Source organism: Algoriphagus sediminis (assembly GCF_030403435.1).
GTDB lineage: Bacteria > Bacteroidota > Bacteroidia > Cytophagales > Cyclobacteriaceae > Algoriphagus > Algoriphagus sediminis.
This window is the reverse complement of sequence record NZ_JAUEPH010000001.1, coordinates 87,782-110,986: the sequence shown is the minus strand read 5'-3', so window position 1 is coordinate 110,986 and position 23,205 is coordinate 87,782. Positions and strand designations below refer to the sequence as shown.

The 23,205-nt window shown below is 39.7% G+C and carries 18 protein-coding genes; 9 read left to right on the top strand and 9 right to left on the bottom strand.

The features are described 5' to 3' along the window. The first annotated feature begins 1 nt into the window (after position 1). The 3 genes from hslV to QVH07_RS00505 all read left to right on the top strand — a co-directional run bounded on the left by hslV (position 2) and on the right by QVH07_RS00505 (position 2,634). Complete coding sequence (gene hslV / locus QVH07_RS00515) at positions 2–541, top strand: ATP-dependent protease subunit HslV (RefSeq protein WP_289998698.1); 540 nt, start codon at positions 2–4, stop codon at positions 539–541. A 101-nt stretch (positions 542–642) separates the two neighbouring features. Beyond that, positions 643–1,308, top strand: coding sequence for a TetR/AcrR family transcriptional regulator (locus tag QVH07_RS00510; RefSeq protein WP_289998146.1), 666 nt, complete (start codon positions 643–645; stop codon positions 1,306–1,308). 6 nt (positions 1,309–1,314) lie between these two features. After that, positions 1,315–2,634, top strand: coding sequence for an ABC1 kinase family protein (locus tag QVH07_RS00505; protein ID WP_289998145.1), 1,320 nt, complete (start codon positions 1,315–1,317; stop codon positions 2,632–2,634). 29 nt (positions 2,635–2,663) lie between these two features. Here the strand turns inward: QVH07_RS00505 and QVH07_RS00500 are convergent, their stop codons facing one another. Then, positions 2,664–3,866 (bottom strand): PQQ-dependent sugar dehydrogenase, encoded by a 1,203-nt coding sequence (locus QVH07_RS00500; RefSeq protein ID WP_435367048.1) that lies wholly within the window; start codon positions 3,864–3,866, stop codon positions 2,664–2,666. Between the two features lie 90 nt (positions 3,867–3,956). Between QVH07_RS00500 and QVH07_RS00495 the strand changes: the two genes are divergently transcribed. Next, a complete protein-coding gene (locus QVH07_RS00495) occupies positions 3,957–5,897 on the top strand; it encodes an ABC-F family ATP-binding cassette domain-containing protein (protein WP_289998144.1) in 1,941 nt (646 codons plus the stop codon). After that, positions 5,894–7,171 carry a type IX secretion system plug protein gene (locus tag QVH07_RS00490; protein ID WP_289998143.1) on the top strand — a complete coding sequence of 426 codons (1,278 nt, stop codon included), beginning with the start codon at positions 5,894–5,896 and terminating at the stop codon, positions 7,169–7,171. The genes QVH07_RS00495 and QVH07_RS00490 overlap by 4 nt, the downstream gene beginning before the upstream one ends. A 30-nt stretch (positions 7,172–7,201) precedes the next feature. On the opposite strand, the gene cas6 is transcribed toward QVH07_RS00490, so the two are convergent. The 5 genes from cas6 to QVH07_RS00465 all read right to left on the bottom strand — a co-directional run bounded on the left by cas6 (position 7,202) and on the right by QVH07_RS00465 (position 11,293). After that, positions 7,202–8,083 carry a CRISPR-associated endoribonuclease Cas6 gene (gene cas6 / locus QVH07_RS00485; protein ID WP_289998142.1) on the bottom strand — a complete coding sequence of 294 codons (882 nt, stop codon included), beginning with the start codon at positions 8,081–8,083 and terminating at the stop codon, positions 7,202–7,204. Between the two features lie 91 nt (positions 8,084–8,174). Then, positions 8,175–9,272 carry a redox-regulated ATPase YchF gene (gene ychF, locus QVH07_RS00480; protein WP_289998141.1) on the bottom strand — a complete coding sequence of 366 codons (1,098 nt, stop codon included), beginning with the start codon at positions 9,270–9,272 and terminating at the stop codon, positions 8,175–8,177. A gap of 4 nt (positions 9,273–9,276) precedes the next feature. Further along, complete coding sequence (locus QVH07_RS00475; protein ID WP_289998140.1) at positions 9,277–10,362, bottom strand: AI-2E family transporter; 1,086 nt, start codon at positions 10,360–10,362, stop codon at positions 9,277–9,279. 88 nt (positions 10,363–10,450) lie between these two features. After that, complete coding sequence (locus QVH07_RS00470) at positions 10,451–10,783, bottom strand: DUF3276 family protein (protein ID WP_289998139.1); 333 nt, start codon at positions 10,781–10,783, stop codon at positions 10,451–10,453. A gap of 162 nt (positions 10,784–10,945) precedes the next feature. Beyond that, a complete protein-coding gene (locus QVH07_RS00465) occupies positions 10,946–11,293 on the bottom strand; it encodes a 4Fe-4S binding protein (protein WP_289998138.1) in 348 nt (115 codons plus the stop codon). Between the two features lie 134 nt (positions 11,294–11,427). Between QVH07_RS00465 and QVH07_RS00460 the strand changes: the two genes are divergently transcribed. Then, complete coding sequence (locus tag QVH07_RS00460) at positions 11,428–12,429, top strand: acyl-CoA reductase (RefSeq protein WP_289998136.1); 1,002 nt, start codon at positions 11,428–11,430, stop codon at positions 12,427–12,429. Here the strand turns inward: QVH07_RS00460 and QVH07_RS00455 are convergent. Beyond that, positions 12,401–14,200 (bottom strand): sensor histidine kinase, encoded by a 1,800-nt coding sequence (locus tag QVH07_RS00455; RefSeq protein WP_289998135.1) that lies wholly within the window; start codon positions 14,198–14,200, stop codon positions 12,401–12,403. The two genes, QVH07_RS00460 and QVH07_RS00455, sit on opposite strands and share 29 nt — an antisense overlap. 103 nt (positions 14,201–14,303) lie before the next feature. Here QVH07_RS00455 and QVH07_RS00450 point away from each other — a divergent pair, with 103 nt between their 5' ends. The 3 genes from QVH07_RS00450 to QVH07_RS00440 all read left to right on the top strand — a co-directional run bounded on the left by QVH07_RS00450 (position 14,304) and on the right by QVH07_RS00440 (position 21,165). Beyond that, positions 14,304–15,611: a TIGR00366 family protein gene (locus QVH07_RS00450; protein ID WP_289998134.1), complete on the top strand. Its 1,308-nt coding sequence runs from the start codon at positions 14,304–14,306 to the stop codon at positions 15,609–15,611. Between the two features lie 134 nt (positions 15,612–15,745). Then, positions 15,746–18,007, top strand: a complete 2,262-nt coding sequence (locus tag QVH07_RS00445; protein ID WP_289998133.1) for an aconitate hydratase — start codon at positions 15,746–15,748, stop codon at positions 18,005–18,007. Positions 18,008–18,228: 221 nt separating this feature from the next. Further along, the gene (locus tag QVH07_RS00440) at positions 18,229–21,165 is read left to right on the top strand and encodes an ATP-binding protein (RefSeq protein ID WP_289998132.1); all 2,937 of its coding nucleotides are present in this window, start codon (positions 18,229–18,231) and stop codon (positions 21,163–21,165) included. Here QVH07_RS00440 and QVH07_RS00435 read toward each other — a convergent pair. Next, a complete protein-coding gene (locus QVH07_RS00435; protein ID WP_289998131.1) occupies positions 21,150–22,109 on the bottom strand; it encodes a tetratricopeptide repeat protein in 960 nt (319 codons plus the stop codon). The genes QVH07_RS00440 and QVH07_RS00435 overlap by 16 nt on opposite strands. Beyond that, complete coding sequence (locus QVH07_RS00430) at positions 22,069–23,202, bottom strand: AI-2E family transporter (RefSeq protein WP_289998130.1); 1,134 nt, start codon at positions 23,200–23,202, stop codon at positions 22,069–22,071. The genes QVH07_RS00435 and QVH07_RS00430 overlap by 41 nt, the downstream gene beginning before the upstream one ends. Between the last annotated feature and the right edge of the window lie 3 nt (positions 23,203–23,205).

Below are 23,205 nucleotides of genomic sequence, written 5' to 3'. Positions count from 1 at the left end.
GATGGAAAAAATTAAATCAACCACGGTTGTAGCAATCAGACATAACGGTGAGGTAGTGGTAGGTGCAGATGGTCAGGCCACGATGGGAAACACAGTGGCAAAAAGTAGCGTCAAAAAGCTAAGAGTTTTACAAGGGGGAAAGATCGTGACAGGGTTTGCTGGATCTACGGCAGATGCTTTTACTCTTTTAGAAAAGTTTGAAGAGAAGCTTGGGGCTTTTGGAAATAACATGAAGCGGGCGGCTGTAGAACTGGCAAAAGAGTGGAGGATGGATAGAATGCTTAGTAAACTGGAAGCCATGATGATTGTGGCTGACAATGAGGATATTTTGATTATTTCTGGGACAGGAGATGTAATTGAACCTGATTTGGAGATCGCCACCATAGGATCAGGAAGCATGTATGCCCAGTCAGCTGCAAGGGCTCTTAAAAAATTTGCTCCGAGCCTGACTGCAGAAGAAATGGTTCGGGAAAGCCTCTCCATTGCTGCGGATGTCTGTATTTATACCAATCATAATTTGATTATAGAGAAGGTCAAATAACAGTTCATAATCAATAACGAGACATAAAGTCTCGTTTTTTTTTGCTTTTGAAAACCTGTTGATGTGTTTAACTGTTATCAAGGAGAATTTGACCAGTAATAATGGAAGCTAAATCAACAAAAAGAACTACGAAAAAGGATTATCGCAAAGTAATTATCGAAGGCTATAAGCAGGAAATTCTTGAAACAGGAGTTTCCCCAAAGTCTATCTTTAAATTTGCTAAGGGCCTAAAAATGAAGGAAAGTGATTTTTATAATTATTTCACTTCGTTTGACGCTATCAAATCAGCCATCTGGATGGATATTCTGGAAACTACTTTGGAAGCCGTAGAGGGTCAAGAAGTATTTAAAGAATATAGTGTTAGAGAGAAATTCCTGAGTTTCCTTTTCACATGGATTGAGGAGTTAAAAAATAATAGATCTTACTTGATGAGTATCTACTCAGACACTCAAATGTCTTTAGGCAAACTTCCAGGTGAAATAAAAGATTTTAAAGAAAGGTTTAAGGACTTTGCCAATGAAATTATCCTTGAGGGTAAGGAGACCGAGGAAATAGCATCACGGCCGATAATCAGTGATCGTTATGACGAAGCCCTTTGGCTCCAGGTCTGGTTTGTCTTTAAATATTGGATTGATGATCGATCGCCAAGATTTGAGAAAACGGATGCGGCTATTGAGAAATCAGTCAATCTGGCATTTGATTTAATGGGTAAAAGTGCTCTGGATTCGTTCATTGATTTTGCCAAGTTTATTTATCAGACTAAATAAAAACATATGGCTACCCGAGTAAATGAACAGGAATCCATTCCGGTATCGAAAGTCCAGAGAGCAGCAAAATTCTTCTCTACTGGCGCCAAAGTAGGAGGAAATTATGTTAAGCATTATGCCAAGAAAATGGTGAATCCTGCTTTGGAGAAAGAATCTCTTCATCAGGAAAATGCTGAAGATATTTATAAATCCCTGAGCCAGCTAAAAGGCTCTGCTCTAAAAGTGGCTCAGATGATGTCCATGGACAAAAACCTTTTGCCAAGGGCATATCAGGATAAATTCACCATGGCCCAGTATTCGGCGCCTCCATTGAGTTATCCTTTGGTGGTGAAAACATTCAGACAATATTTCGGTAAGGCACCAGAAAGTATATTTGATACGTTTACCAAATCCGCCGTTAATGCCGCGTCCATAGGACAGGTGCACCAGGCCACCATTAAGGATCTTGTGTATGCTGTTAAAATTCAATACCCAGGAGTAGGCGATTCTGTCAGTTCTGATTTGAAACTGGTAAGGCCCTTCGCATTACGTCTTCTTAACATGAATGAGCGTGAACTCGATCATTACATGGCAGAAGTAGAGGAGAAGTTATTAGAAGAAACGGATTACGAACTTGAGATTCAAAGATCAAGGGAGATATCAGAGGCATGCAGCCATATTCCTAATCTATTCTTCCCAAAGTACTATGATGAATTTTCTTCCGAGAGAATAATCACTATGGACTGGATCGAAGGGAATCACCTTAAAGAGTGGTTGGAAACTAATCCCAGTCAGGAGCTGCGCAATCAGGTAGGACAGGCTCTTTGGGAGTTTTATCATCACCAGGTTCATAATATCCAACAAGTGCATGCAGATCCGCATCCAGGTAATTTCATAGTAAAAGAGGATGGTGTTCTGGGGATTATTGATTTTGGCTGTGTCAAAGTTATACCAGAAGATTTTTACAAGGGCTATTTCTCACTCATCAAAAAGGATTTGCTGATTAATGAAGATGAGCTGAATCAAATTTTCTTTGGCCTAGAATTCATTTCTGAAAAGGATACCCCTAAAGAACAGGAATATTTCAAATCAGTGTTTAAAGAAATGATTTCCTTACTTGGAAAGCCTTTTCACGTGGATCGCTTTGACTTCTCTGATGATGATTTCTTTGAGCAAATATTTGCTTTGGGAGACAGAATCTCGAATGATAAAATGTTCAAAAATTCCAGACAGGCCAGAGGTTCAAGACATGGCTTATATGTAAACCGAACCTACTTTGGCTTATATAATCTGCTTAATCAGCTCGGAGCTGAAGTGGAGACTACAAAACCTGATTGGTTAAAATAAAAAAGGGAGGCTTTTGCCTCCCTTTTTTATTATCCTTTGTAAGTCACTCGGTAAATTAAATTCGCGAGATCATCTGAGATGAGCAAGCTACCATCAGGTAATTCCTGCACATCTACAGGTCTACCCCAAACTTCTTGAGATTCGTCGTCAAGCCAACCTGTGATAAAGTCCTGCTCAGAAGCAATACTTTGATTGTCAGATTTTTTAGCTACAGTTACTGTATATCCTGATTTTTTCGAGCGATTCCAGGACCCATGCTTTGCTATGAAAATTTGATTTTGATAGCTGGAAGGAAACATCGCGCCTTCATAAAATCTCATACCTAGTGGGGCAACGTGAGCTCCAAGCTTTGCCGCAGGCTGAACATAAGCCGACTGTCCTTCACCGGAATTTCCGAACTCAGGATCCTTCACTGATCCTTCATGCCAATATGGATATCCAAAATGCTGGTCCTTTGAGGTGGCAACATTTAATTCACAATTCGGGATATCATCTCCCATCATATCGCGGCCATTATCAGTAAACCAAAGGTTTCCAGAAGCAGGATCCCAGTCAAAACCAACCGTATTTCTCACACCATGAGCATAAACCTCAGGTGTAGGATTGGCCTTACTTACATCAATCCTGGTAATGGATGCGAAAATTTCGTCTTCCGACTCGCAAATATTACATGGTGCACCCACAGGGACATAAAGCATTCCATCAGGACCAAAGGCAATGAATTTCCAGCCATGATGACCTTCTTCTGGGTATTGGTCGTAAACCACCTCATAGGAGGGATTGCCAAGGTTTTCTTCAATATTTGGAAATTTCAAGATTCTACTAATCTCAGCCACATAGAGGTCTCCATCTTTGAAAGCCACTCCATTTGGGCTTCGAAGATCACTGGCAAGGGTGAACCTCTTATCCGCTTTACCGTCTGAATCAGAGTCTATCAAAGCATATACTTTGTCTTCGTGTCGATTTCCAACGAAAATCGTCCCATTATCAGATATGGTAAGTGATCTGGCATTGGGAACATCTGCGGCCCAAATGTCAATTTCAAAACCTTCAGGTAGATTAAGTTTGTTAAGGTCTACTTCGGCGGTTGCGGTAGAAATATCGACCATATTATCACCTGCAAGCACTACTTGCTTAGTCTCCTTGTTTTTTGATTCCCCGTTTGAACAGGATACCAAGAAGCTACCAGCTACAGCCATCAGGGCCAAAGAGCTTAATTTTAAATTTTTCATAAGTTGATTCATTTTCTTATGGAAAGTTAAACTAATTCACATTAATCGGAAAACTCGATTGTATCAGCGGGTTAATCTTTATTTTTGCGCATGCTTTCGATTAGTAACCTGTCATATTACATAGGAGGACGGCCTCTTTATGAAAATGCGAACCTCCATATTAAGCCTAAAGATAAGATTGGCCTGGTCGGCCAAAATGGAACTGGAAAGTCTACGATGCTTAAAATAATTCATGGAGAGTATCAGCCTAGCTCTGGTGAGGTTCAAAAAGCCAAGGACTGCTCGATTGGTTTTTTGAATCAGGACTTACTATCCTATCTATCGGATGACAGTATTCTTGATGTGGCTCTCGAAGCATTTCAAGAAGTTTTATCACTTCAGGACGAGATTGATGCTGTGCTGAAGCAAATGGAGTCTGATTATTCGGATGAGATCATGAATAAGTTGGCGACTTTGCAGGATAAGTTTGAAGCAAATGAGGGTTATACGATTAAGGCCAAAGCCGCAGAAGTTTTAGCTGGAATTGGGTTTTCTGATGCTGATTTATCCAAACCACTCAGGACATTTTCTGGAGGTTGGAGAATGAGGGTTATGCTCGCAAAGTTACTTTTGGAAAAACCAGCGCTTTTGCTGCTGGATGAGCCTACAAACCACCTTGATCTACCTTCTATCCAATGGGTAGAAAACTACCTAAAGAACTATGAAGGAGCCGTGGTGGTGGTATCTCACGATCAGACATTCTTGGATAATTGTATAAGTAGTACTGTGGAGGTGGCTAATCTGACCCTGACTCAATACTCCGGTAACTATTCTTTCTATAAAAAAGAAAAGAAGGAAAGAATGGAAATCCAGCAGAATGCCTACGAAAATCAGCAGCAGATGATTAAGCAGACGGAGCGGTTTATCGAGCGCTTTCGCGCCAAAGCCACAAAGTCAAATCAGGTTCAATCTCGAATCAAAGCATTGGACAGAATGGAGAAAGTCCATGAGGTAGTGGATGATGAAGTAAATGTGAACTTCCAATTCAAGTTCTCCCAAAGATCCGGTAGGGATGTAGTGGTCCTGGATGAAATCTCCAAAGCTTATGGTAATAATGTGATTTTCAAAAATACCAGTGCAAGGATCGAGAGAGGGGATAAAATTGCATTGATTGGTGCCAATGGAAAAGGAAAGTCTACCATTCTTCGGATTATAGATGGCTCAGAGAAATTTTCCGGGGAGAGGACGGAAGGGCATAACGTCATCAAGTCCTTTTTTGCACAGCATCAGCTGGAAGCCCTTACCCTGGAAAATGAAATTATCCAGGAAATGATTCAAGCAGGGACTCGGAAAACAGAAATGGAGCTTCGAAGTGTTTTAGGATGTTTTTTATTTACAAATGACGATGTTTTTAAAAAGATTAAAGTCCTTTCGGGAGGAGAGAAGTCCAGGGTTGCCTTGGCCAAAACACTCATCTCGCAAGCTAATTTCCTATTGCTCGACGAACCTACCAATCACCTTGATTTTCAATCAGTTAATATATTGATTCAGGCATTAAATCAATATGAGGGCACATTTGTGACAGTCTCTCACGATCGCCATTTCATTAAGGGTGTTGCAAATAAGATTTGGTACATAGAAGATTTTGAGATTAAAGAGTACCCAGGAACATACGAAGAGTACGAATACTGGAGGTCCACCCAGGAGGAGTCTTCCTCAAAGAACGAGAAAAGTAAAAAGCCTCAGAAAAAGTCAAATGATCGTCCTAAAAACCAGACCCAGGATGAGGTAAGGCAGGCGAAGAATGATCTTCGAAAACTTCAAATGGAGCTTGAAAGCATAGAAGGAAAAATAGAGAATCTGGAATCTGACAAAAAGAAACTTTCTGAACAGATGAGTAAGCCTGAGACTTATCAGGATGAAAAGAAGGCTCAGGAAGTGAATTTGAACTTTGGCAAACTGGAAAAACAACTTACTGACCTAAACAGCTCCTGGGAAGATATCGTGGATCAAATCAGTAATTTGGAGGAAAAAGTCGGACAGGAAGGATGAGAAGGCTTCGAATACTATTCCTTTTTCTTGTTATAGGTTCATTTTCCAAACCGGCCTTATCGCAAACAGAAAATAAGGTCTACAAGGATCACATACAGTCTGTAAGACTCTTTCCTTTAGGTACTGAGGTTTACGGCCAGTTGGATTCTCCCGTGGTACCTCTAGGTGGAAATCGGCCACTGATCTTGTTTTTCGATGATATTGCCTACGACCCTGAACAGTATTCAGCAAAGTTGATTCACTGTGATGCGGATTGGGAACCTTCTCAACTGAGAGATAATGATTTCCTTACGGTTTATAATGAATTTAACATTCAGGATTACACTTATTCCATCGATACCCGCATACCTTACATTCATTATAAGTTCACCTTGCCCAAAGTGACTAAATCAGGTAATTATGTTCTGAAGGTATATGCGGGCAGAGATGAAAGCAATGTAATGCTCACCAGACGGTTTATGGTTTACGAGAACCTTTTTGCTACTGGAGCGGCAGTAGTGCCACCTTCTGAGACTCTGAACCGTCGGCAAAATCAGCAAATCAATGCGGTAATTAATTACTCAAAAGGTGAGGTCATGGATCCGGCTTCGCAGGTTACTGTAGTCATACGCCAAAACCAAAGGTGGGATAATTCAAAGATTCTTAAGAAACCTACCTTCTTGAATCAAAGTAGCAAGATTATGAGATTCGAGAGTTTTGACGGGGAAAATACATTTCGGGCCGGAAATGAATTCCGTTTTGTGGATTTGAGATTTATTCGGGCAACCGGAGTCAACATTTCTAGTATCAAGGTGGACACCGATAGGATTGATGCTATGGCAAATATGGATGTGCCAAGGGAAAAAGAACCCTATTCGCAGTATTTGGATTTGAATGGCCAATATTTGATTTACACCAATGACAGGGTGTCCGGCAACCATGAAGTTGAAAGTGAGTACATACTGACCACCTTTAATCTTTCAATACCTAAAACACCTCAGCCTGTTTACCTCTTAGGCAGCATGACCGGCTGGGGAGATGATGTCCAAAGTGAAATGAGCTGGAATGAAGAATTTAGCGTTTATCAAACCACGGTTTTTTTGAAGCAGGGCTGGTATGATTATCAATACGCCTTCAAAACTCCCGAAGGCGAGTTTGATACTTTTCCTTTTGAGGGTAGCCATTTTGAAACCGAAAATGAATACGAGGTTTTAGTCTACTTCAGAAACCTTGGATCTCGCTACGATCAGCTGGTAGGTTACGTTTACCTTCAGCCAAATAGACGTCGTTTATAAAAAAAACCTCCAATTTGGAGGTTTCTTATTTTAGTCATCATTTTCTTCGGAGTCCTTGTCCTTAGGCGCCACATTTTCTCTATGCCGCTCTGTAGAACGATACGGAACGAATCCTTCTCTTTTGAACTTGTAGGTTTTGGTTCTCTCACCTGATGGGTGATTTGCTAAATCGAGCATTCCAAATCCTTTGTGTGTGAAAGCCCCCAAACCACATTTAAATACAAAGTCCTGAACCTCAGGAGCTGCGTAAAGTGTAAAGGGGAGCGTATAACCACGGACTTCATATTTCACATCCATGTCATAAACAGAATAGATCCTTGCAAATTTCTTTTGCTGCTCTTTAAGTCTATTAACATAAACCATGTCAGGAACAACCTGAAACTTAAAGAATGACTCCATTTGCTCAGGTGTATACCAGCCTGATTTTTCCATTCTAGTCAAAGTAGATTCATACAGCAAATCAGAAAATTCATCCGTATCCGGATTGATGAATCTCTTTCCAGTTTCTTCATTGAAAGCAGGAGTGATTAGAACCAGTGGAGATATGCATACAAATTTATTATGTGGTTCCAAGGTTGGTTCTACTTCGATTTCTGTATACTCAGGCGTCAAAATCAGGTTACCTAGCTCCACTTTGGACATGGAGAAGACCTGCTCTAAAATATAGTCCATGAACTCTTCACTTTCGGCTGCAAGCACCAAAGTGACTAAGCTTGAATAATAGTGAAGTCCACTTCTACTGATTTTGGTTTGGCCTTTGAGACCAGAAAAATTGAAGTAATGATAATTGTAAAATTCTTCCTTACCTCCCTTCACGATAAGCCCTTTTAAGAATTGGGCCAGGATGTACTGGTGATGAAATGGTAAATAAGAACCTTTGTTTTTAAGGGAAAATATTAGTCTAACTCTCACGGCGATTAAAAATTGTTGAGATTATAAATATTGAAAACTCTGAATGGGTGAGTAAACAAGCAATAAAATTACGTTTTTTTTAATGAAAATGTTATACGTTGAATCTAAAATGCATAATATCTCCATCTTCAACTACATAATCCTTCCCTTCTATGGCGATTTTTCCATTCTCACGGCAGGCTGCTTCAGTCTTAAAATTCTCATAATCAGCAAGCTTAATTACTTCGGCTTTGATGAAACCTCTCTCAAAATCGGTGTGGATCACACCAGCAGCTTGAGGTGCTTTCCAGCCTCTTTTTATGGTCCATGCACGAACTTCTTTCGGCCCTGCGGTGAAATAAGTGATAAGATCTAAAAGATGGTATGCGGCAGCAATCAATTTATTTAAACCACTTTCCTTTAATCCATATTCTTCCAGAAACATAGCTTTTTCTTCCAGGTCATCGAATTCAGCAATCTGAGATTCTATAGCTCCGCAAAGGACAACCACTTCAGCATTCTCATCTTTCACGTTTTCTTTGAGGTTTTCTACGTGTTCATTTGTGCTTCCGATCGTCTCCTCATCTACATTGGCAACATAAAGGACCGGTTTAATGGTAAGAAGCTGTAATTCTTTTATGATGTGGTAGTCTTCTTTTTCGATCTCTACCGAACGGGCGTTTTTACCGGCTTGCAGGGCATCCTGAAAAGATTTAAGGATACTCAGTTCATGCTTTGCTTTTGCGTCACCGGATTTGGCGATTTTCTCAATTCTGGTAATTCTCTTTTCTACTGATTCCAGATCTTTCAACTGGAGCTCGGTATCAATGACTTCTTTATCAAAAATTGGATCAACATTTCCGGCCACATGGACCACATTCTCATCTTCAAAGCATCTAACAACATGAATGATGGCATCGACTTCCCGAATATTGGCCAGGAATTTATTCCCTAATCCTTCTCCTTTACTTGCGCCCTTAACCAAACCAGCTATATCTACGAATTCAATCACTGTAGGTAAAAGCTTCTCTGGTTTTACGAGGCTCTGCAACACATTCAGTCTGGGATCAGGAACTGTGACCACGCCTACATTAGGCTCGATGGTACAAAATGGAAAATTTGCTGCTTCTGCCTTTGCGCTTGAAAGCGCATTAAAAAGAGTGGATTTCCCAACATTTGGAAGACCCACAATGCCACACTGTAATGCCATTAGATTACTTTATTTTGAAGATTCTGTAGGACTTATACCCATAATAGAATTCAATAATTGCAACTCTAAAGATGGTGTAAACAGGGATGGCGAATATCATTCCGGCTACCCCTGCTAATTTTGCCCCGGCAAAGATAACAACAAAAATCTCAAGAGGGTGCGCTTTTACAGATTTTGAAAAAATCATCGGCTGGAGGAAGATATTATCTGTGACCTGCACCAGACCAAAGACTGCAAGAATCTTTATGATCAAATAATTGAGTTGGGTGCTGGATTCATAATCACCCGTAGAAAGCCCTACGATAATTCCAAAAGTGGAGCCGAGAAGAGGGCCAGCGTAAGGGATTAGGTTGGCAATAGCTGCGAAAAGCGCGATTGTCAAGGCATAATCTACTCCCACTATAGTTAGACCAAGACTTGCCAAAGAAAAGATAGCTGTAACCTGAAGTAAGAGACCAGTAAGGTAGTTTGAGAGCAGCTTTTCTATTTTTGTAAATGTCGCTACAGAGAGCTCAAAGTATGGATTCGGAATTAGGTTTAAGAGGTTTCTTCTTAATAATCCATTTTCCAAAAGGAGGAAAAAAGTGATGAAAGCTACCGCAAGGAGTCCAATAAGAACTGTGGTAGTGGTATTGATGAGTCCACTGATGAATCGTCCAATATTAATCTCACTGACCGTGGAAATGAAGGTTGACTTGATTTGGTCGAAGAGCAGTCCGGGCCGGTTTTCAATCAATTCATATTTGGATAGAAAGACCTCTACATTAGACACTGGTACTTGCATTCTCTCATAGATTCCTTCTAGATCAATTTCACTCAGAATGGCAATTTGGTTATTGATTAAAGGAAAAAATAGAAATGAAACCAGGACTAAAACCGAGACAATAGATGCATAAGAAAGGAGTATGGCCGTCCATCTCGGAATGTGCTGACCAAGGACATGGAACTCATGTAGCCGATTGGTTAAGGGCCTTAGAATTGCCGAAAGGATCAGCGATAGGACGAAAAAAGAAGTAATGTCTGAGAAATACCATCCAAACAGGCAAAACAAGAGGATGATTAGGAAAGTATAAATAAAGAATCTCTGCATAGACAAATAAAAAGGAGGCCGAAGCCTCCTCTAATATATAGGATTTTGTACCTAAAATTAAGTAATTATTGAACTGGGGGCCTTTGGCCTATTCCCATTTCAATTCGTTATTGTATTCTTCTTCCTCAGATTCATCATTTGAAAACTGCTCAAAGTCATAATCTGGCAAAAGCTCAGTTTTCACATGTTCTACTGATTCGTTTAATGCATCGACGAACTTAAGGAAATCCTCTTTGTACAAGAAAATTTTGTGCTTTTCATAAGTAAACCCGTCACCATTTGGCTTACGCTTGCTCTCAGTAATGGTCAGGTAATAATCATTTGCTCTGGTTGACTTTACGTCAAAAAAGTAAGTTCTTTTTCCAGCTTTAACTCTCTTCGAGAAGATTTCCTCTCTGTCATATCCTCTATGATCTTCCACAGTACTTTTAATTTGTTGGGTTAATAATTAGGGCTAAGATAAAGCATTTCACTCTGAGATTAACAAAAAAGCAAGCCTGAAAATTTAATTTATGACTTTTGTCATAAAAATAAACGACTGATTTTGTGTAATATTCAGTAAAAAAAGATAAACAAACTGCGTTTATTCTCCGTGAAGGTAGGCTTTTTTAGCAAGCAGTTCTTCTTCAGTTTCAGGGTGATCCGGGTCATCCACACAGCAATCCACAGGACATACAGCAGCACATTGAGGCTCTTCATGGAATCCATTACACTCAGTACATTTATCTGTTACGATATAGTAAAATTCGTCCGAAACAGGTTCCTGACTTTCAGTTCCATCTACCACAGTGCCATCTTCAAGTGTTACCGTTTTTAGAGAAGTTCCACCTCCCCAAGTCCACTCGATTCCTCCCTCATAGATAGCCGTATTAGGGCATTCTGGCTCGCATGCACCACAATTAATGCATTCATCTGTAATCATTATCGCCATATCAATCCTTTATTTTAATCACAAAACTAATAATCAGAAAACTAGAAGACAAAGAAAAAGTTGTCATACTAACTAATTTAAATCAATTTAATAACCCAAGGGAAATTGGGTAACTTTGCTAAAAATTAAATTCTGTGCGATTAACTGAAAGAATTGAGGCTTTTCTGCGCTTGCGGAACGCAATACAAAAAGAACTTGATGAGGTTGAAAATGGACTTTTTATCATAGCCAGGAATGAAAACAGCTGGTTTACACCTGATTCATCTAGGTCTTCATTTGAAGGGCTGATTAAAATACTTGAGCCGAAAAAGTTGGAATCCTGGCTGTCAAATTATGCAATTTCAGACATTAACTCGAATTTGGAAGTGGGACTTATGATGGCAGGGAATATTCCAGCTGTGGGTTTTCACGATCTGATGTGTGTCTTATTGAGTGGAAACAGGGTATCAGTAAAAATGAGTAACTCGGATTCGGTTTTGATGAGTTGGATAATTTCTCAGTTAAGGGAAAATGGTTTTACTGACAGGATAGGTGTGGAACCCTTTTTAAAAGGTAAGGACGCTTATATAGCTACAGGAAGTGATAATTCATCAAGGTATTTTGATTATTATTTTGGGAAGTATCCTAACATCATTCGGAAAAACAGGACGTCAGTGGCAGTAATAAATTCTGACCAATCTGATGCTGAACTGCAAGAACTAGGTAAGGATATCTTCACCTATTTTGGACTTGGCTGTAGAAACGTTTCCAAGTTATTTGTTCATAAAGACTTTGATTTGACAAAGCTGTTAGATTCTTTAGAGCCTTTTCAATCTGTGGCTGACCATCACAAATACTTCAATAATTACGAGTACAATAAATCCATCTTTTTGGTTAATAGTACTCCTCACCTTGATTCTGGATTTTTGCTCCTTAAGGAAGATGAACAAATCGTTTCACCTATTGCCACTCTTTATTATGAGTATTACAATGATGAGTCTGACCTGAGGTCAAAGTTAGAATCCAACGCCGATAAAATTCAGTGTATTGTCGGCAAAGCTCCCGATATGATAGGCTTTGGAAAGGCTCAATATCCTTCAGTTGATGATTATGCGGATGGAGTGGATACTATGAGTTTTTTAACTCAGTTAAAATAGGGCTTACTTTATTCTTTTCTGAAGATGGAAGAGTGACACAGAACTTAGATCCCTCGCCGGGTGCAGATGTTACAGTCAGTTCACCATCATTCTTCTTAAGGTATTCTCTCACCAGTACTAGTCCCAAACCGGTACCAGTTTCGTTACTTTCACCTTTGGTGGTAAAGCTCACACCACTCTTGAGTTTCTCCAGGTTATCTTCAGAAATACCAATTCCGAAATCCTGCACGCAAATTTTCACTTTATCACCTTCTAGCTCTGCAGTTAATTCGATTTTAGTTTTGGGCTTGGAGAACTTGATGCCATTATTTATCAAGTTCCTAACTACCAAATCAATCATATTCTTATCGGCAAACACGTAGATATCTTCCTCTGTTAAAATTTCAATTTCTACCTCCTTCTCATTGGCTATTCTGGATAACAATTCAGCCTGGCTTTTCAAAGATTTAAGGGTGTTAAAGTCCTCAGGAAAACGTTGCTCACCTCTTAATTGACTACTTGACCAAGCTAAGAGGTTTTCTAGAAGCACGGATACGTTGGTCATGTTTTTTGAAACTTCTGGTAGCATTTCAAAAAACTCCTCTTGGGAGATCATTCCAGTTTGGGTGAGATGAATCAGCTCCGTCACACCAAAAACTGGCCCCTTAAGATCATGCGATATAATGCTAAAGAATTTATCCTTTAAGTCATTTAACTGCTGCAATTCATTTGCCTGACTTTCAAGACGTTGACGGGTTTCAATTTGCCGTGTGATATCATCAAAGATTAGCACTTTTCCAGTTAGGGAAGAATTTTTATCCTCCAAAGGAATAGATTCAATCGCCAGAATCATCTCTTTATCGCCTCTTTTAATTTGGGTTTGAATCGAGGTGTGATCTTTGTTTCGAATCAAAGCAAGAATTTCAGGTTGGTCCTTGAAAATCCGTTGACTGTCAAAAGTTCTCATTAATTCAACTTCTCTTGGGTTGAATGACTCCATGGCCGGATTAAAATCGACGACCAAGTTCTTTTCGTCCAAAACAAGGACGCCTTTCGTGATAGCTTCGACTACCTTATCTCTTGCTATGGGCTTTATGCTGAAAAGGTTGAATTTAAGGATGGCAATGCCCACAATGATATAAGTAAATAAGAAAGCGTATGGGGTTAAATCGATGCCATCATACGGTATAAATATTCCCGTCTGGTAAAGCAGGTTAAAAAAGAGCGGGAAAATACCAGCGAAAAGAATGAGCCTAGTTTGGGCTCTATGCAAAGGGTCTGCAAACCTGAACCTCTTCCAAAGAACCAATATGCCTAGAGAAAAAACTAAATAAGAATAAGCCACATTTACGAAGTACCATGGACCATTTTCAAGTTTCAGAAGTGGGATAGGGCCTGATTCATTTAAGCCAATACTTATATAATGCCAATGGTGACTTTCGTTGGTCCAAACCAAAATGATGGTGACAATTGGAATGAGAAGGAGCGAATAAACAAGTGGCCTGTTCCTTTGAAGTTTGTAGTCTGTATATTTTAATGTGAAATATAGCCAAGCAGCCGGTGCAAGAGCAATTCCAATATATTGTAATTTGCCCCAGAAAATCATATCGGAAATATTCTGACTGGCTAATTCCAATCCATAGAAAACTCCCCATATTGCAATGCAAAGCATGGTTAAGGCAAGCCATCTCACTAAGCCTTTCAGTAAAAAAGCAATGTACCCGCAAAGCAGACCAACTATACTGCCGGAAAGCAAAAGGATCAATGAAAATGGATTGAAGGAGAGTTCCATCGGATTAATTCACAGAACGAATTGAAGGTGAAATTTCAACTCTGCATCCGTATTAATTTCCAATTATAAGGTATATTTTCCACTCACAAAAATAAATTTAGTTTTGGCAAAATCCACTCAACGAGAGTCGTTTTTAAATCCATTTACACTTGTCATTTTTTTGACGCTAAGCTGCATTTTTTTAAGTGTAAAATTTCTCAGTGACCAACCCAATACAAATTTATTTTCAAGTCTCAATGAAACCATGACCTATTGGAGAGAGGGGTTTTTTGGGCTTCTGGGTTTTACTCTTCAAATGATCATGATTCTAGTTTTTGGTTATTGTCTCGCTATTTACCGTCCTGTTCACTCTTTCCTATTGCGAGTTTCGAAATTCCCTACCACTAAGTCTCAGGCCGTTTTATTTGTTCTTTTAATTTCAGTTTGTTGCAGTTTGGCCAATTGGGGCTTTGGACTTATCGTGGGGGCTCTACTTGCTAGGTTCGTCTCGGAAGCAATGTCCAAAAAAAGAATCCCGATAGACCCAGCTTTACTTGCCGCTTCCAGTTATGCTGGTATGGCAGTTTGGCACGGAGGGCTTTCTGGTTCTGCACCTCTAAAGGTGGCTGAAAAAGGTCATTTTTTGGAGGAGTCTATAGGAGTTATTTCAATTGACCAGACGATTTTTACTGGGTTTAACTTCTTGGTAACAAGTCTTTTAGTTTTAGTTTTTGCCATAACATTGATATTGATTTTGCGCTTTTACAAAGCTCAAAATCTAACCATAAAGCCAAAACAATTACAGCCAATCGAGGCCGGAAAAGGTTTCCCAGTTGGAATTTTGGTCGGACTTTTTATGCTGCTATGTGTGATTTCCGGATACTTTTGGTCTTCCCAGGATGCCTCTTTCTTCGATTTGAATCTGGTTAATTTTATCCTTTTTGCTCTTGTTCTTTTGGCCTATCGAACTTTGCCAAAGTTCACTGCTTCAGTTAAGGAGGGATTAAAGAATTCAGCAGATATTCTTATTCAGTTTCCTTTTTATGCGGGAATTTTAGGAATCCTTACGAGCTCCGGGCTTTTGAGCTCTTTTTCTACTTGGGTTTTGCAAAACAGTTCGGAGGCAAGTTTTGCTCCCTTGACCTTAATAGCCGCTGCTTCTGTTAACTTCTTGGTTCCGTCTGGGGGTGGGCAATGGGCAGTTCAAGGTCCTATCCTTATGGATGTGTCCCAGACCATGGGTTTTGATCTTGGAAAAATGGTGATGGTTTTTTCCTTTGGAGACCAAATCTCAAATCTTTTGCAACCATTTTGGGCACTTCCCTTACTTGCCATCACTGGTGTGAGAGCAAAACATGTTTTCAAATATTCGGTCTGGATGTTTGTGACAGGTTTTTCTTTGCTTTTAATTCTTTTGACCGTACTTCTTTAGTCTTTAATCCCCCTAAAGGATTCAAAATTATAGGAATCTACAATTTCTATAGGATTAGCGGTGGGTGAATGTCCATCTCAGTTCGTATATTCCCTTCATAAAAGAATCGACATTTTTCCATTAAAAAATTCATTATGCCATTTGATATTGAAATGATTAAAGAAGTGTATGCCAAATATCCAGAAAGGATTGAAGCTGCACGAAAGGTGGTCCAAAAGCCTTTGACTTTAACTGAAAAAATTCTCTATTCTCATCTTACCGATGGACCAGCCACCAAAGTGCATGAGCGAGGCAGCTCCTACGTTGATTTCCAACCTGATAGGGTTGCAATGCAGGATGCCACTGCTCAAATGGCCCTTTTGCAGTTTATGCAAGCCGGAAAAGATAAAGTAGCGGTTCCATCTACAGTACACTGTGACCATTTGATTTTAGCAAAAGATGGAGCCAAAGAAGATTTAAAAAACTCCATTAATGCCAGTGGTGAAGTATTTAGCTTTCTGGAATCCGTCTCAAATAAATACGGAATTGGTTTTTGGAAACCTGGTGCAGGAATCATCCATCAGGTTGTACTGGAAAACTATGCATTTCCAGGAGGAATGATGATTGGAACGGATTCCCACACGGTGAATGCAGGTGGCCTTGGGATGGTTGCTATCGGAGTAGGAGGAGCTGATGCTGTGGATGTGATGGCAGGGATGCCATGGGAATTAAAATTCCCAAAACTAATTGGTGTTAAGCTTACCGGGAAGTTATCTGGCTGGACAGCCTCAAAGGATGTAATTCTGAAAGTAGCTGGGATTCTCACAGTGAAAGGTGGTACTGGAGCTATCGTTGAATACTTTGGTGAAGGGGCCAACTCCCTTTCCTGCACTGGTAAAGGGACCATTTGTAATATGGGTGCTGAAATTGGCGCTACTACCTCCACATTTGGATATGATGAGAAAATGGAGGAATACCTTCGTGGTACAGGTAGAGCAGAAATAGCTGACCTTGCTAATCAGGTGAAGGAACATTTGACCGGAGACCCTGAAGTATACGCTAATCCTGAGAAATACTTTGATCAGGTCATTGAAATAAACTTATCAGAATTAGAACCTCATATCAACGGACCATTTACTCCAGATCGGGCAACTCCACTTTCTAAGTTTGCCGAAGAGGTTAAGAAGAATGAATGGCCGCAAGAGTTGGAGGTTGGGCTTATTGGTTCTTGTACCAATTCGTCCTATGAAGATATTACCCGCTCGGCCTCTATTGCCAAGCAGGCGATAGATAAAAACCTTAAAGCTAAGGCGGAATTTACGATTACACCTGGATCCGAACAGGTACGATTCACTGTAGATAGGGATGGGTACTTAGATACTTTTGGTCAAATGGGAGGTGTGGTACTGGCAAATGCTTGTGGACCTTGCATTGGTCAGTGGGCACGTCATACCAATGATCCGAATCGGAAAAATTCAATCATTACCTCCTTCAATCGGAATTTCGCAAAAAGAAATGATGGAAACCCGAATACCCATTCCTTCGTGGCTTCTCCTGAAATTGTAACAGCCTTTGCGATAGCAGGGGATCTTACTTTCAATCCCATGACTGATACCATAACCAATGAGGATGGGAAGGAAGTCAAACTCGATGAACCGCAAGGAATCGAGTTTCCGCCTCAGGGTTTTGCAGTGGAGGATTCCGGCTATCAGGCTCCGGCGAAAGATGGGTCAAATGTGGATGTGGTGGTAGACCCTGAATCAAAAAGATTGCAACTTTTAGAGCCGTTTGAACCTTGGGAAGGAACAGATTTAAAGAATCTAAAGCTTTTGATAAAGGCAAAAGGTAAGTGTACCACGGACCATATTTCCATGGCAGGTCCTTGGTTGAGGTATCGTGGTCATTTGGATAATATTTCCAACAATATGCTAATCGGAGCTATCAATGCCTTTAACGATTCTACAAATTCGGTCAAGAATCAATTGACCGGTGAATATGGAGAGGTCCCTGCCACGCAGCGTCATTATAAGGAAGAAGGTATTGGATCAATTGTGGTCGGGGATGAAAACTATGGAGAAGGTTCTTCTAGGGAGCATGCGGCTATGGAGCCTCGATTCCTTGGAGTAAGAGCCATTTTGGTAAAGTCGTTTGCCAGAATCCATGAAACTAACTTGAAAAAACAAGGTATGTTGGCTTTGACCTTCGATAACCCTTCTGATTATGATTTGGTACAGGAAGATGATACAATTGATATTTTGGGATTAACTGAGTTTGCTCCTGGAAAGCCAATGACTGTGGTATTAAAGCATGCTGATGGATCTTCCAATTCTATCACCGTGAATCATACATATAATGAAGGTCAGATCGAATGGTTCAAGGCTGGATCAGCTCTTAACCTGATCAAAAAACACGGGTAACCATATCAAAATCATAACAAAAAGCTGCGTTCATTAGGATGCAGCTTTTTTTATTTGCCTGACTATTAAAGAAATACGTACAAAGCTAAAACTGCTGTCTTTTTGAAAGCCAAATAGATGTATTTATAAAACATTTAATTTGTTATAAAATACAAAATAGTGTATGTTTGCTGCTGTTTGCAAACCATTCTAAGCGTTAAGATTTGCGAGGCTCGGCATCCATGTCAGATAAAGGTGTTAACAGTACGTTCAAAAAGATAATTTATGAATCATCCGAAATGGTCTTTTTGGCGGATGACACTTATCCCTACACTATTTTTTATGGGAATGATCTTTTTGAAAATGCGATAGGTGAAAAGCTTGAGCAAAGAAACCTGGTCGGATTAGGTCTGGATGTCAATTCGTACATTTTTAAGGAAGAACTTATCATTAATCATAATGGTCAGGAGTTTACATTCTCTCTCGAACTTCCTCATGAAAATGATTCCAATTACTTCCTTTTTTACAAAGGAAAAAAACTTGAAGATTTAGAATCACCAAGTAAGGAAGAAGCAGTCCGATTTATCGCAGATCATTCAGATTCCATTGGAATAGGTGAATATGAAATCTTCACATTTGTGAATGCAGCTACCCAGAGTATGACGGGGTATAGTGCTGATGAATTGGTTAATAAACCCCTAAAAGAATTCGTTCACCCGGAAGATTGGAAGGACTTTTCAAAGCTTTGGAAGAAATTTAAGAAGAATCAAAAGCCATTTATTGCAAAAATAAGAGTTAAAAAAGCCAGTGGTGAGTTCGAATGGCTGAATGTAAGGGTTTCATTTGCAGGGGAAAAATTCTACATGCAGACCTTCCAAAAGCAACAAGATAAAACCACCGCAAAAGAAGAGTTGATTCAAAATCAGTTGATCCAAAATAATGGAGATCTTACAGAAGTTGGTCGATGGGTTTATGATCGGAAAAAGAAGGTTTTTGAATTGGACGAGCTTGCAGCCAAAATCTTTAATTCTGGTAAAAGGGTAAAAATTAAGAAAAGTGATTCTGATAATGTAGAACAGGTTACTTTCAAAAGGTTTGAAAAAAAGCTGCTTAAAAAAGTTAAGACTTCCTCTCTTGAGTTGGGATTGAAGCTTTCTGGGGAGGTTAAATTAGGCGTCCAGGCCGCGCCGGTGAATCCTAAATTGGATGAATCCAACTTGGCGGGCATCGTCTGGAATAATGAAAAAATAATTAAGGCCAAAGAAGAAATAGCCTTCCTTCAGGCAGTTTTTATGGATTCCCCTGAAGCGATGATTTTGATCAAATCATCTGGGGAGATATTGATGGTCAATAAGGAGGCGAAACAAATGTTTGGTCTTTGGCAAAATGAAGATCCAAAGCATATTTTAGACTTGGATGGATTGGTTCATGAAACTGATTCCATCAATTCTTGGATTCAAACTTTGCTCGGAAATGGTGAAGAGAGATTTAGCACACTAAAAACTGATCAGAATGATTCTCTTACCATTGGACTTAAGTCTAGGCAAATAAAGGGAGTTGGAGAAGAGGTTTACGCTATTTCGATGAGAAATATTACAGAGAAAGTTAGTCTGGAACGTTCTCTGGAAGATAGCACGGAGTTTTTGATGAATCTTACCGATCAGGTTCCCGGTGGACTTTATCAAATGGTTTTATCAAATGATGGACAAATTCGCTTTGCTTTTCTCTCCAAGGGTATAGGTTCTGTTTTAGGACTTTCTTCACCCGAAATCGAGAATATAAAGGATATTGGTCTTGCCATGGCAAATGTCCATCCTAGCGATTTACCGAACGTAGTAATGACCTCAGTGGCATCAGCAAAAAAAGTGGAGCCTTGGCAATGCCAATTCAGAGTGAAGGCCGGGGATGACTTTAAGTGGGTCATGGGTGCCGCCAGGCCTCAGAAACAAGAGGATGGAGCCATGATTTGGTATGGATATCTCACCGATATCAGTGAACAAAAGGAATTTGAGGCCAAATTAGATGATGCCAAGAAAGCAGCTGAAAAAGCTAACCAGATCAAATCCGATTTTCTTTCCATGATCAGTCATGAATTGCGAACTCCATTAAATGCGATTTCAGGTTCTGTTTACTCCCTGCTTCAGGAGTCACCTTCTGACTACCAGAAAAATGCCTTGAACACCATAAACTTCGCTGTTGATAATTTGATCATTATGATAAATGATCTGCTCGATTTTCAGAAGATTGAAGCGGGTAAACTTCATATCGAAAATGCTGAATTCAATCTTTCCGAATTGCTGAACCAAATAGTCAAGGGGTTAACTTTCCACGCCAGAGATAGCGAAAATAAGTTGAGTCTTGATTTGGATTCTTCTTTAGATATAGTGGTAAAAGGTGATAAAACCAGAATATCTCAAATTCTTAATAATTTGATCACTAACGCCTTGAAATTCACCCATAAGGGACTGGTGAGTGTAAAAGTCGAGGAAGTGAAAAGGACCAAAGACACGGTTAGCGTTTACTTTGAAGTGAAGGATAACGGAATTGGAATTGCCCCTGAAAATCAGGAAAAGATATTTGGAGATTTTGATCAGGTGAAGCCCTCATTCAATAAGAAGTATGGTGGAACGGGCCTTGGGCTTTCCATCACGAAAAAGCTCCTTAATATTTTGGGATCAGATATTCATTTAATTTCAGCTGTAGGTGAAGGAAGTAAATTTTACTTCGAACTTGAGTTTGAATTGGATAATTCTTCTAAGAAACCCACTGTTATCACCCCTGACTTGGTAAAGATTCCTGATACGATACATCTTCTTATGGCTGAGGACAATGAGGTCAATGCCCTTGTGCTTGGAAAAATCATTAAGAAGTGGGGCTATACCTATGATAGGGTGGTCAATGGTAAGGAATGCATTGATATCCTTAGAGAAAAAACTAGAAAGTATGATTGCGTGCTAATGGATATTCAAATGCCAATAATGAATGGGTTTGAAGCCACAAAAATTATTAAGGAAGAATTTGAAATTCCTGTAATTGCCTTGACTGCTGCCGCAAAGTTGGAGATAATAGAACAAATTCGTGAGTGTAAGTTTGATGGATTTGTGGCTAAGCCAATTGATGCCGCTGAGCTTCATAGCTCCATCAAGGAAGTGGTGAGTAAGTTTTATTCCAGAGCCTGAGCCTTTTCATAATACTCCTTTACTAAATCCATGTCAGGAAAGTCCTCATTTAGCCTAGTCAAATAGCTCAAAGCACTCTCTTTATCATTTTTTAGGACGTAATAAATTCCCTTATTTCTTAAGGCAAATTGATTCTTCGGGTCCATTTTGATGCTTTGATTGATCAAATCCAAACCACCTTCGAGATCCTCCAGAAAGAGTAAATAAAGCCCTTTATTATTGTAGAAATATGCTTGACTTGGACTTATTTCCAAAGCCTTGTCTACTTCTGAGTTTGCCTTAGAGTATTCTCCCTGAGCGAAAAGAATCATCGATCGTAGATTATAGATATTGGCTTCCATCGGGTTTAGTTCCTCTGCTTTTTCCAGGCTGGTTAAAGCTTTTATCAGATCTTCCTGATAAAAAAGAACTGTGGCTTCGTTAACCCAAAGATCAGAATTATCGGGATCTAGTTCTTTAGCTCTTTGAAAAGCAGCAAGTGCACCTTGGTAGTTTTTGAGCTTTTCTTCGCTAAGCCCCAGAAGAAAATAAGACCTCCAATCTTCAGAAGCTTTGTTCAAAAGATTCTCAGCATCCGCCTTTGCCTTGTAAAATTCTCCATTATCCAGATAGGTCAATCCTCGTTGGAATATTGCTTCTATATAATTTTGGTCTATTTGAATGGCCTTCGAAAAATCTAAGATGGACTCATTTAATTGATTCAGCTCAAGATGAGCTAAAGCCTTATTGAAGTAAGCATCTTTATAGAGGGAGTCGAGTTCAAGGGCTTCCTGATAAAAAGCAATTGCTCCTTTGGGGTCATTTTCAGCTAGTTTCTCATTGCCCTTCAGTAAAAACCTTCCTTTTTTATCCTCAATAGAATCACAAGAAAAAAAGACAAAGTAAAGACAAAAAAGCCAAATGCTATTTCTCTTCATCGGCTGAATTTTTGTTGCTTTTGTCATCCCCCTCATCTTCTGACTCCACTGGTTTTCCCAACTCCTTTTCCTCTCCAAATAGAATAGCAAATGGAAGAGTCTCTTGGTTGAGCTCAAAAATCTCACGCATTATTGCCATTGCTGGAATAATCAGAATCATTCCTGCCACTCCCCAGATGCTCGCACCGACTAAAAGGCCAAGGAAAGTTACAAAGGCGTTGAGATTAACATTACTTCCTACAATCTTTGGTGTAAGGATATTTCCTTCTATGAATTGGATGACTTGGTATGCTACCAGAATGGCAAGTGGGTAAAAGAGACTATCCGTGGTTAGGAAGGAGTAACTTACTGGCATCAAGATACCTGAGAATGGTCCAACGTATGGAATTATATTCAGGATTGCCGCTATGGTACCGAAGAAAACAGCATGCTTTACACCAATAATGGTAAAGGCGGTAATATTCAATATGGCCAAAATCCCCATCACTTTAACCACTCCTACAATGTAATTCTGAATTACTTTGGTAAGGCGAGTAATCCTCATTTTCACCAAAGCCGGGTCTTTTTTATGGTATAGCTGTATGGCGACACGCGTCAAATGATCTCGATATAGGAGAAAGAAAAACATGAAAACAGGAATCAAAACAATTCCAGAAAGCGATCCCACGGTTTTCAGAGCGAATCCTGAAACACTGTTGCTGTTCTCGGCTAGAATTGATTTTAAATAATCTGTATTGGCTTTATTTCTAAGCTCCTCATCCACCCCAAGGGTTGAAATGGTCCACTCATCAATTGCCTCTGCATATTCGGTCACTCTTTCAGAAACGTCCTTATCAAATTCTGATGTAAAGCTAGAAACAGTTGTGATGATAAAGGTGACTAATCCAGCAACAATCGCCGTCATGCAAAGCAATGCTATAATGCTCGAAAGCACCCTTGGGATCTTATTTTTTTCCAGCCATTTTCCCATCGGGGTGAAAAGGATGGCAAAAAAACCTCCCATTAAAATAGGTACCAACAGAGGTTTTCCTACGATCATTATATAAACTATTACACAGATCAGAAGGAGAACCGCAAGGACCTTCAGAAATGGGGGGAGGTAAATTTCCGTTTTGTTCATATT

Excerpts from the sequence above, each read along its gene's own strand:
- QVH07_RS00490 (WP_289998143.1), top strand. The coding sequence starts at position 5,894 with ATGAGAAGGCTTCGAATACTATTCCTTTTTCTTGTTATAGGTTCATTT.
- QVH07_RS00475 (WP_289998140.1), bottom strand. The coding sequence starts at position 10,362 with ATGCAGAGATTCTTTATTTATACTTTCCTAATCATCCTCTTGTTTTGC.
- QVH07_RS00465 (WP_289998138.1), bottom strand. The coding sequence starts at position 11,293 with ATGGCGATAATGATTACAGATGAATGCATTAATTGTGGTGCATGCGAG.
- QVH07_RS00445 (WP_289998133.1), top strand. The coding sequence starts at position 15,746 with ATGCCATTTGATATTGAAATGATTAAAGAAGTGTATGCCAAATATCCA.
- hslV (WP_289998698.1), top strand. The coding sequence starts at position 2 with ATGGAAAAAATTAAATCAACCACGGTTGTAGCAATCAGACATAACGGT.
- QVH07_RS00500 (WP_435367048.1), bottom strand. The coding sequence starts at position 3,866 with ATGAAAAATTTAAAATTAAGCTCTTTGGCCCTGATGGCTGTAGCTGGT.
- QVH07_RS00455 (WP_289998135.1), bottom strand. The coding sequence starts at position 14,200 with ATGGAACTCTCCTTCAATCCATTTTCATTGATCCTTTTGCTTTCCGGC.
- QVH07_RS00430 (WP_289998130.1), bottom strand. The coding sequence starts at position 23,202 with ATGAACAAAACGGAAATTTACCTCCCCCCATTTCTGAAGGTCCTTGCG.
- ychF (WP_289998141.1), bottom strand. The coding sequence starts at position 9,272 with ATGGCATTACAGTGTGGCATTGTGGGTCTTCCAAATGTTGGGAAATCC.
- QVH07_RS00510 (WP_289998146.1), top strand. The coding sequence starts at position 643 with ATGGAAGCTAAATCAACAAAAAGAACTACGAAAAAGGATTATCGCAAA.
- QVH07_RS00505 (WP_289998145.1), top strand. The coding sequence starts at position 1,315 with ATGGCTACCCGAGTAAATGAACAGGAATCCATTCCGGTATCGAAAGTC.
- QVH07_RS00495 (WP_289998144.1), top strand. The coding sequence starts at position 3,957 with ATGCTTTCGATTAGTAACCTGTCATATTACATAGGAGGACGGCCTCTT.
- QVH07_RS00440 (WP_289998132.1), top strand. The coding sequence starts at position 18,229 with ATGTCAGATAAAGGTGTTAACAGTACGTTCAAAAAGATAATTTATGAA.
- QVH07_RS00435 (WP_289998131.1), bottom strand. The coding sequence starts at position 22,109 with ATGACAAAAGCAACAAAAATTCAGCCGATGAAGAGAAATAGCATTTGG.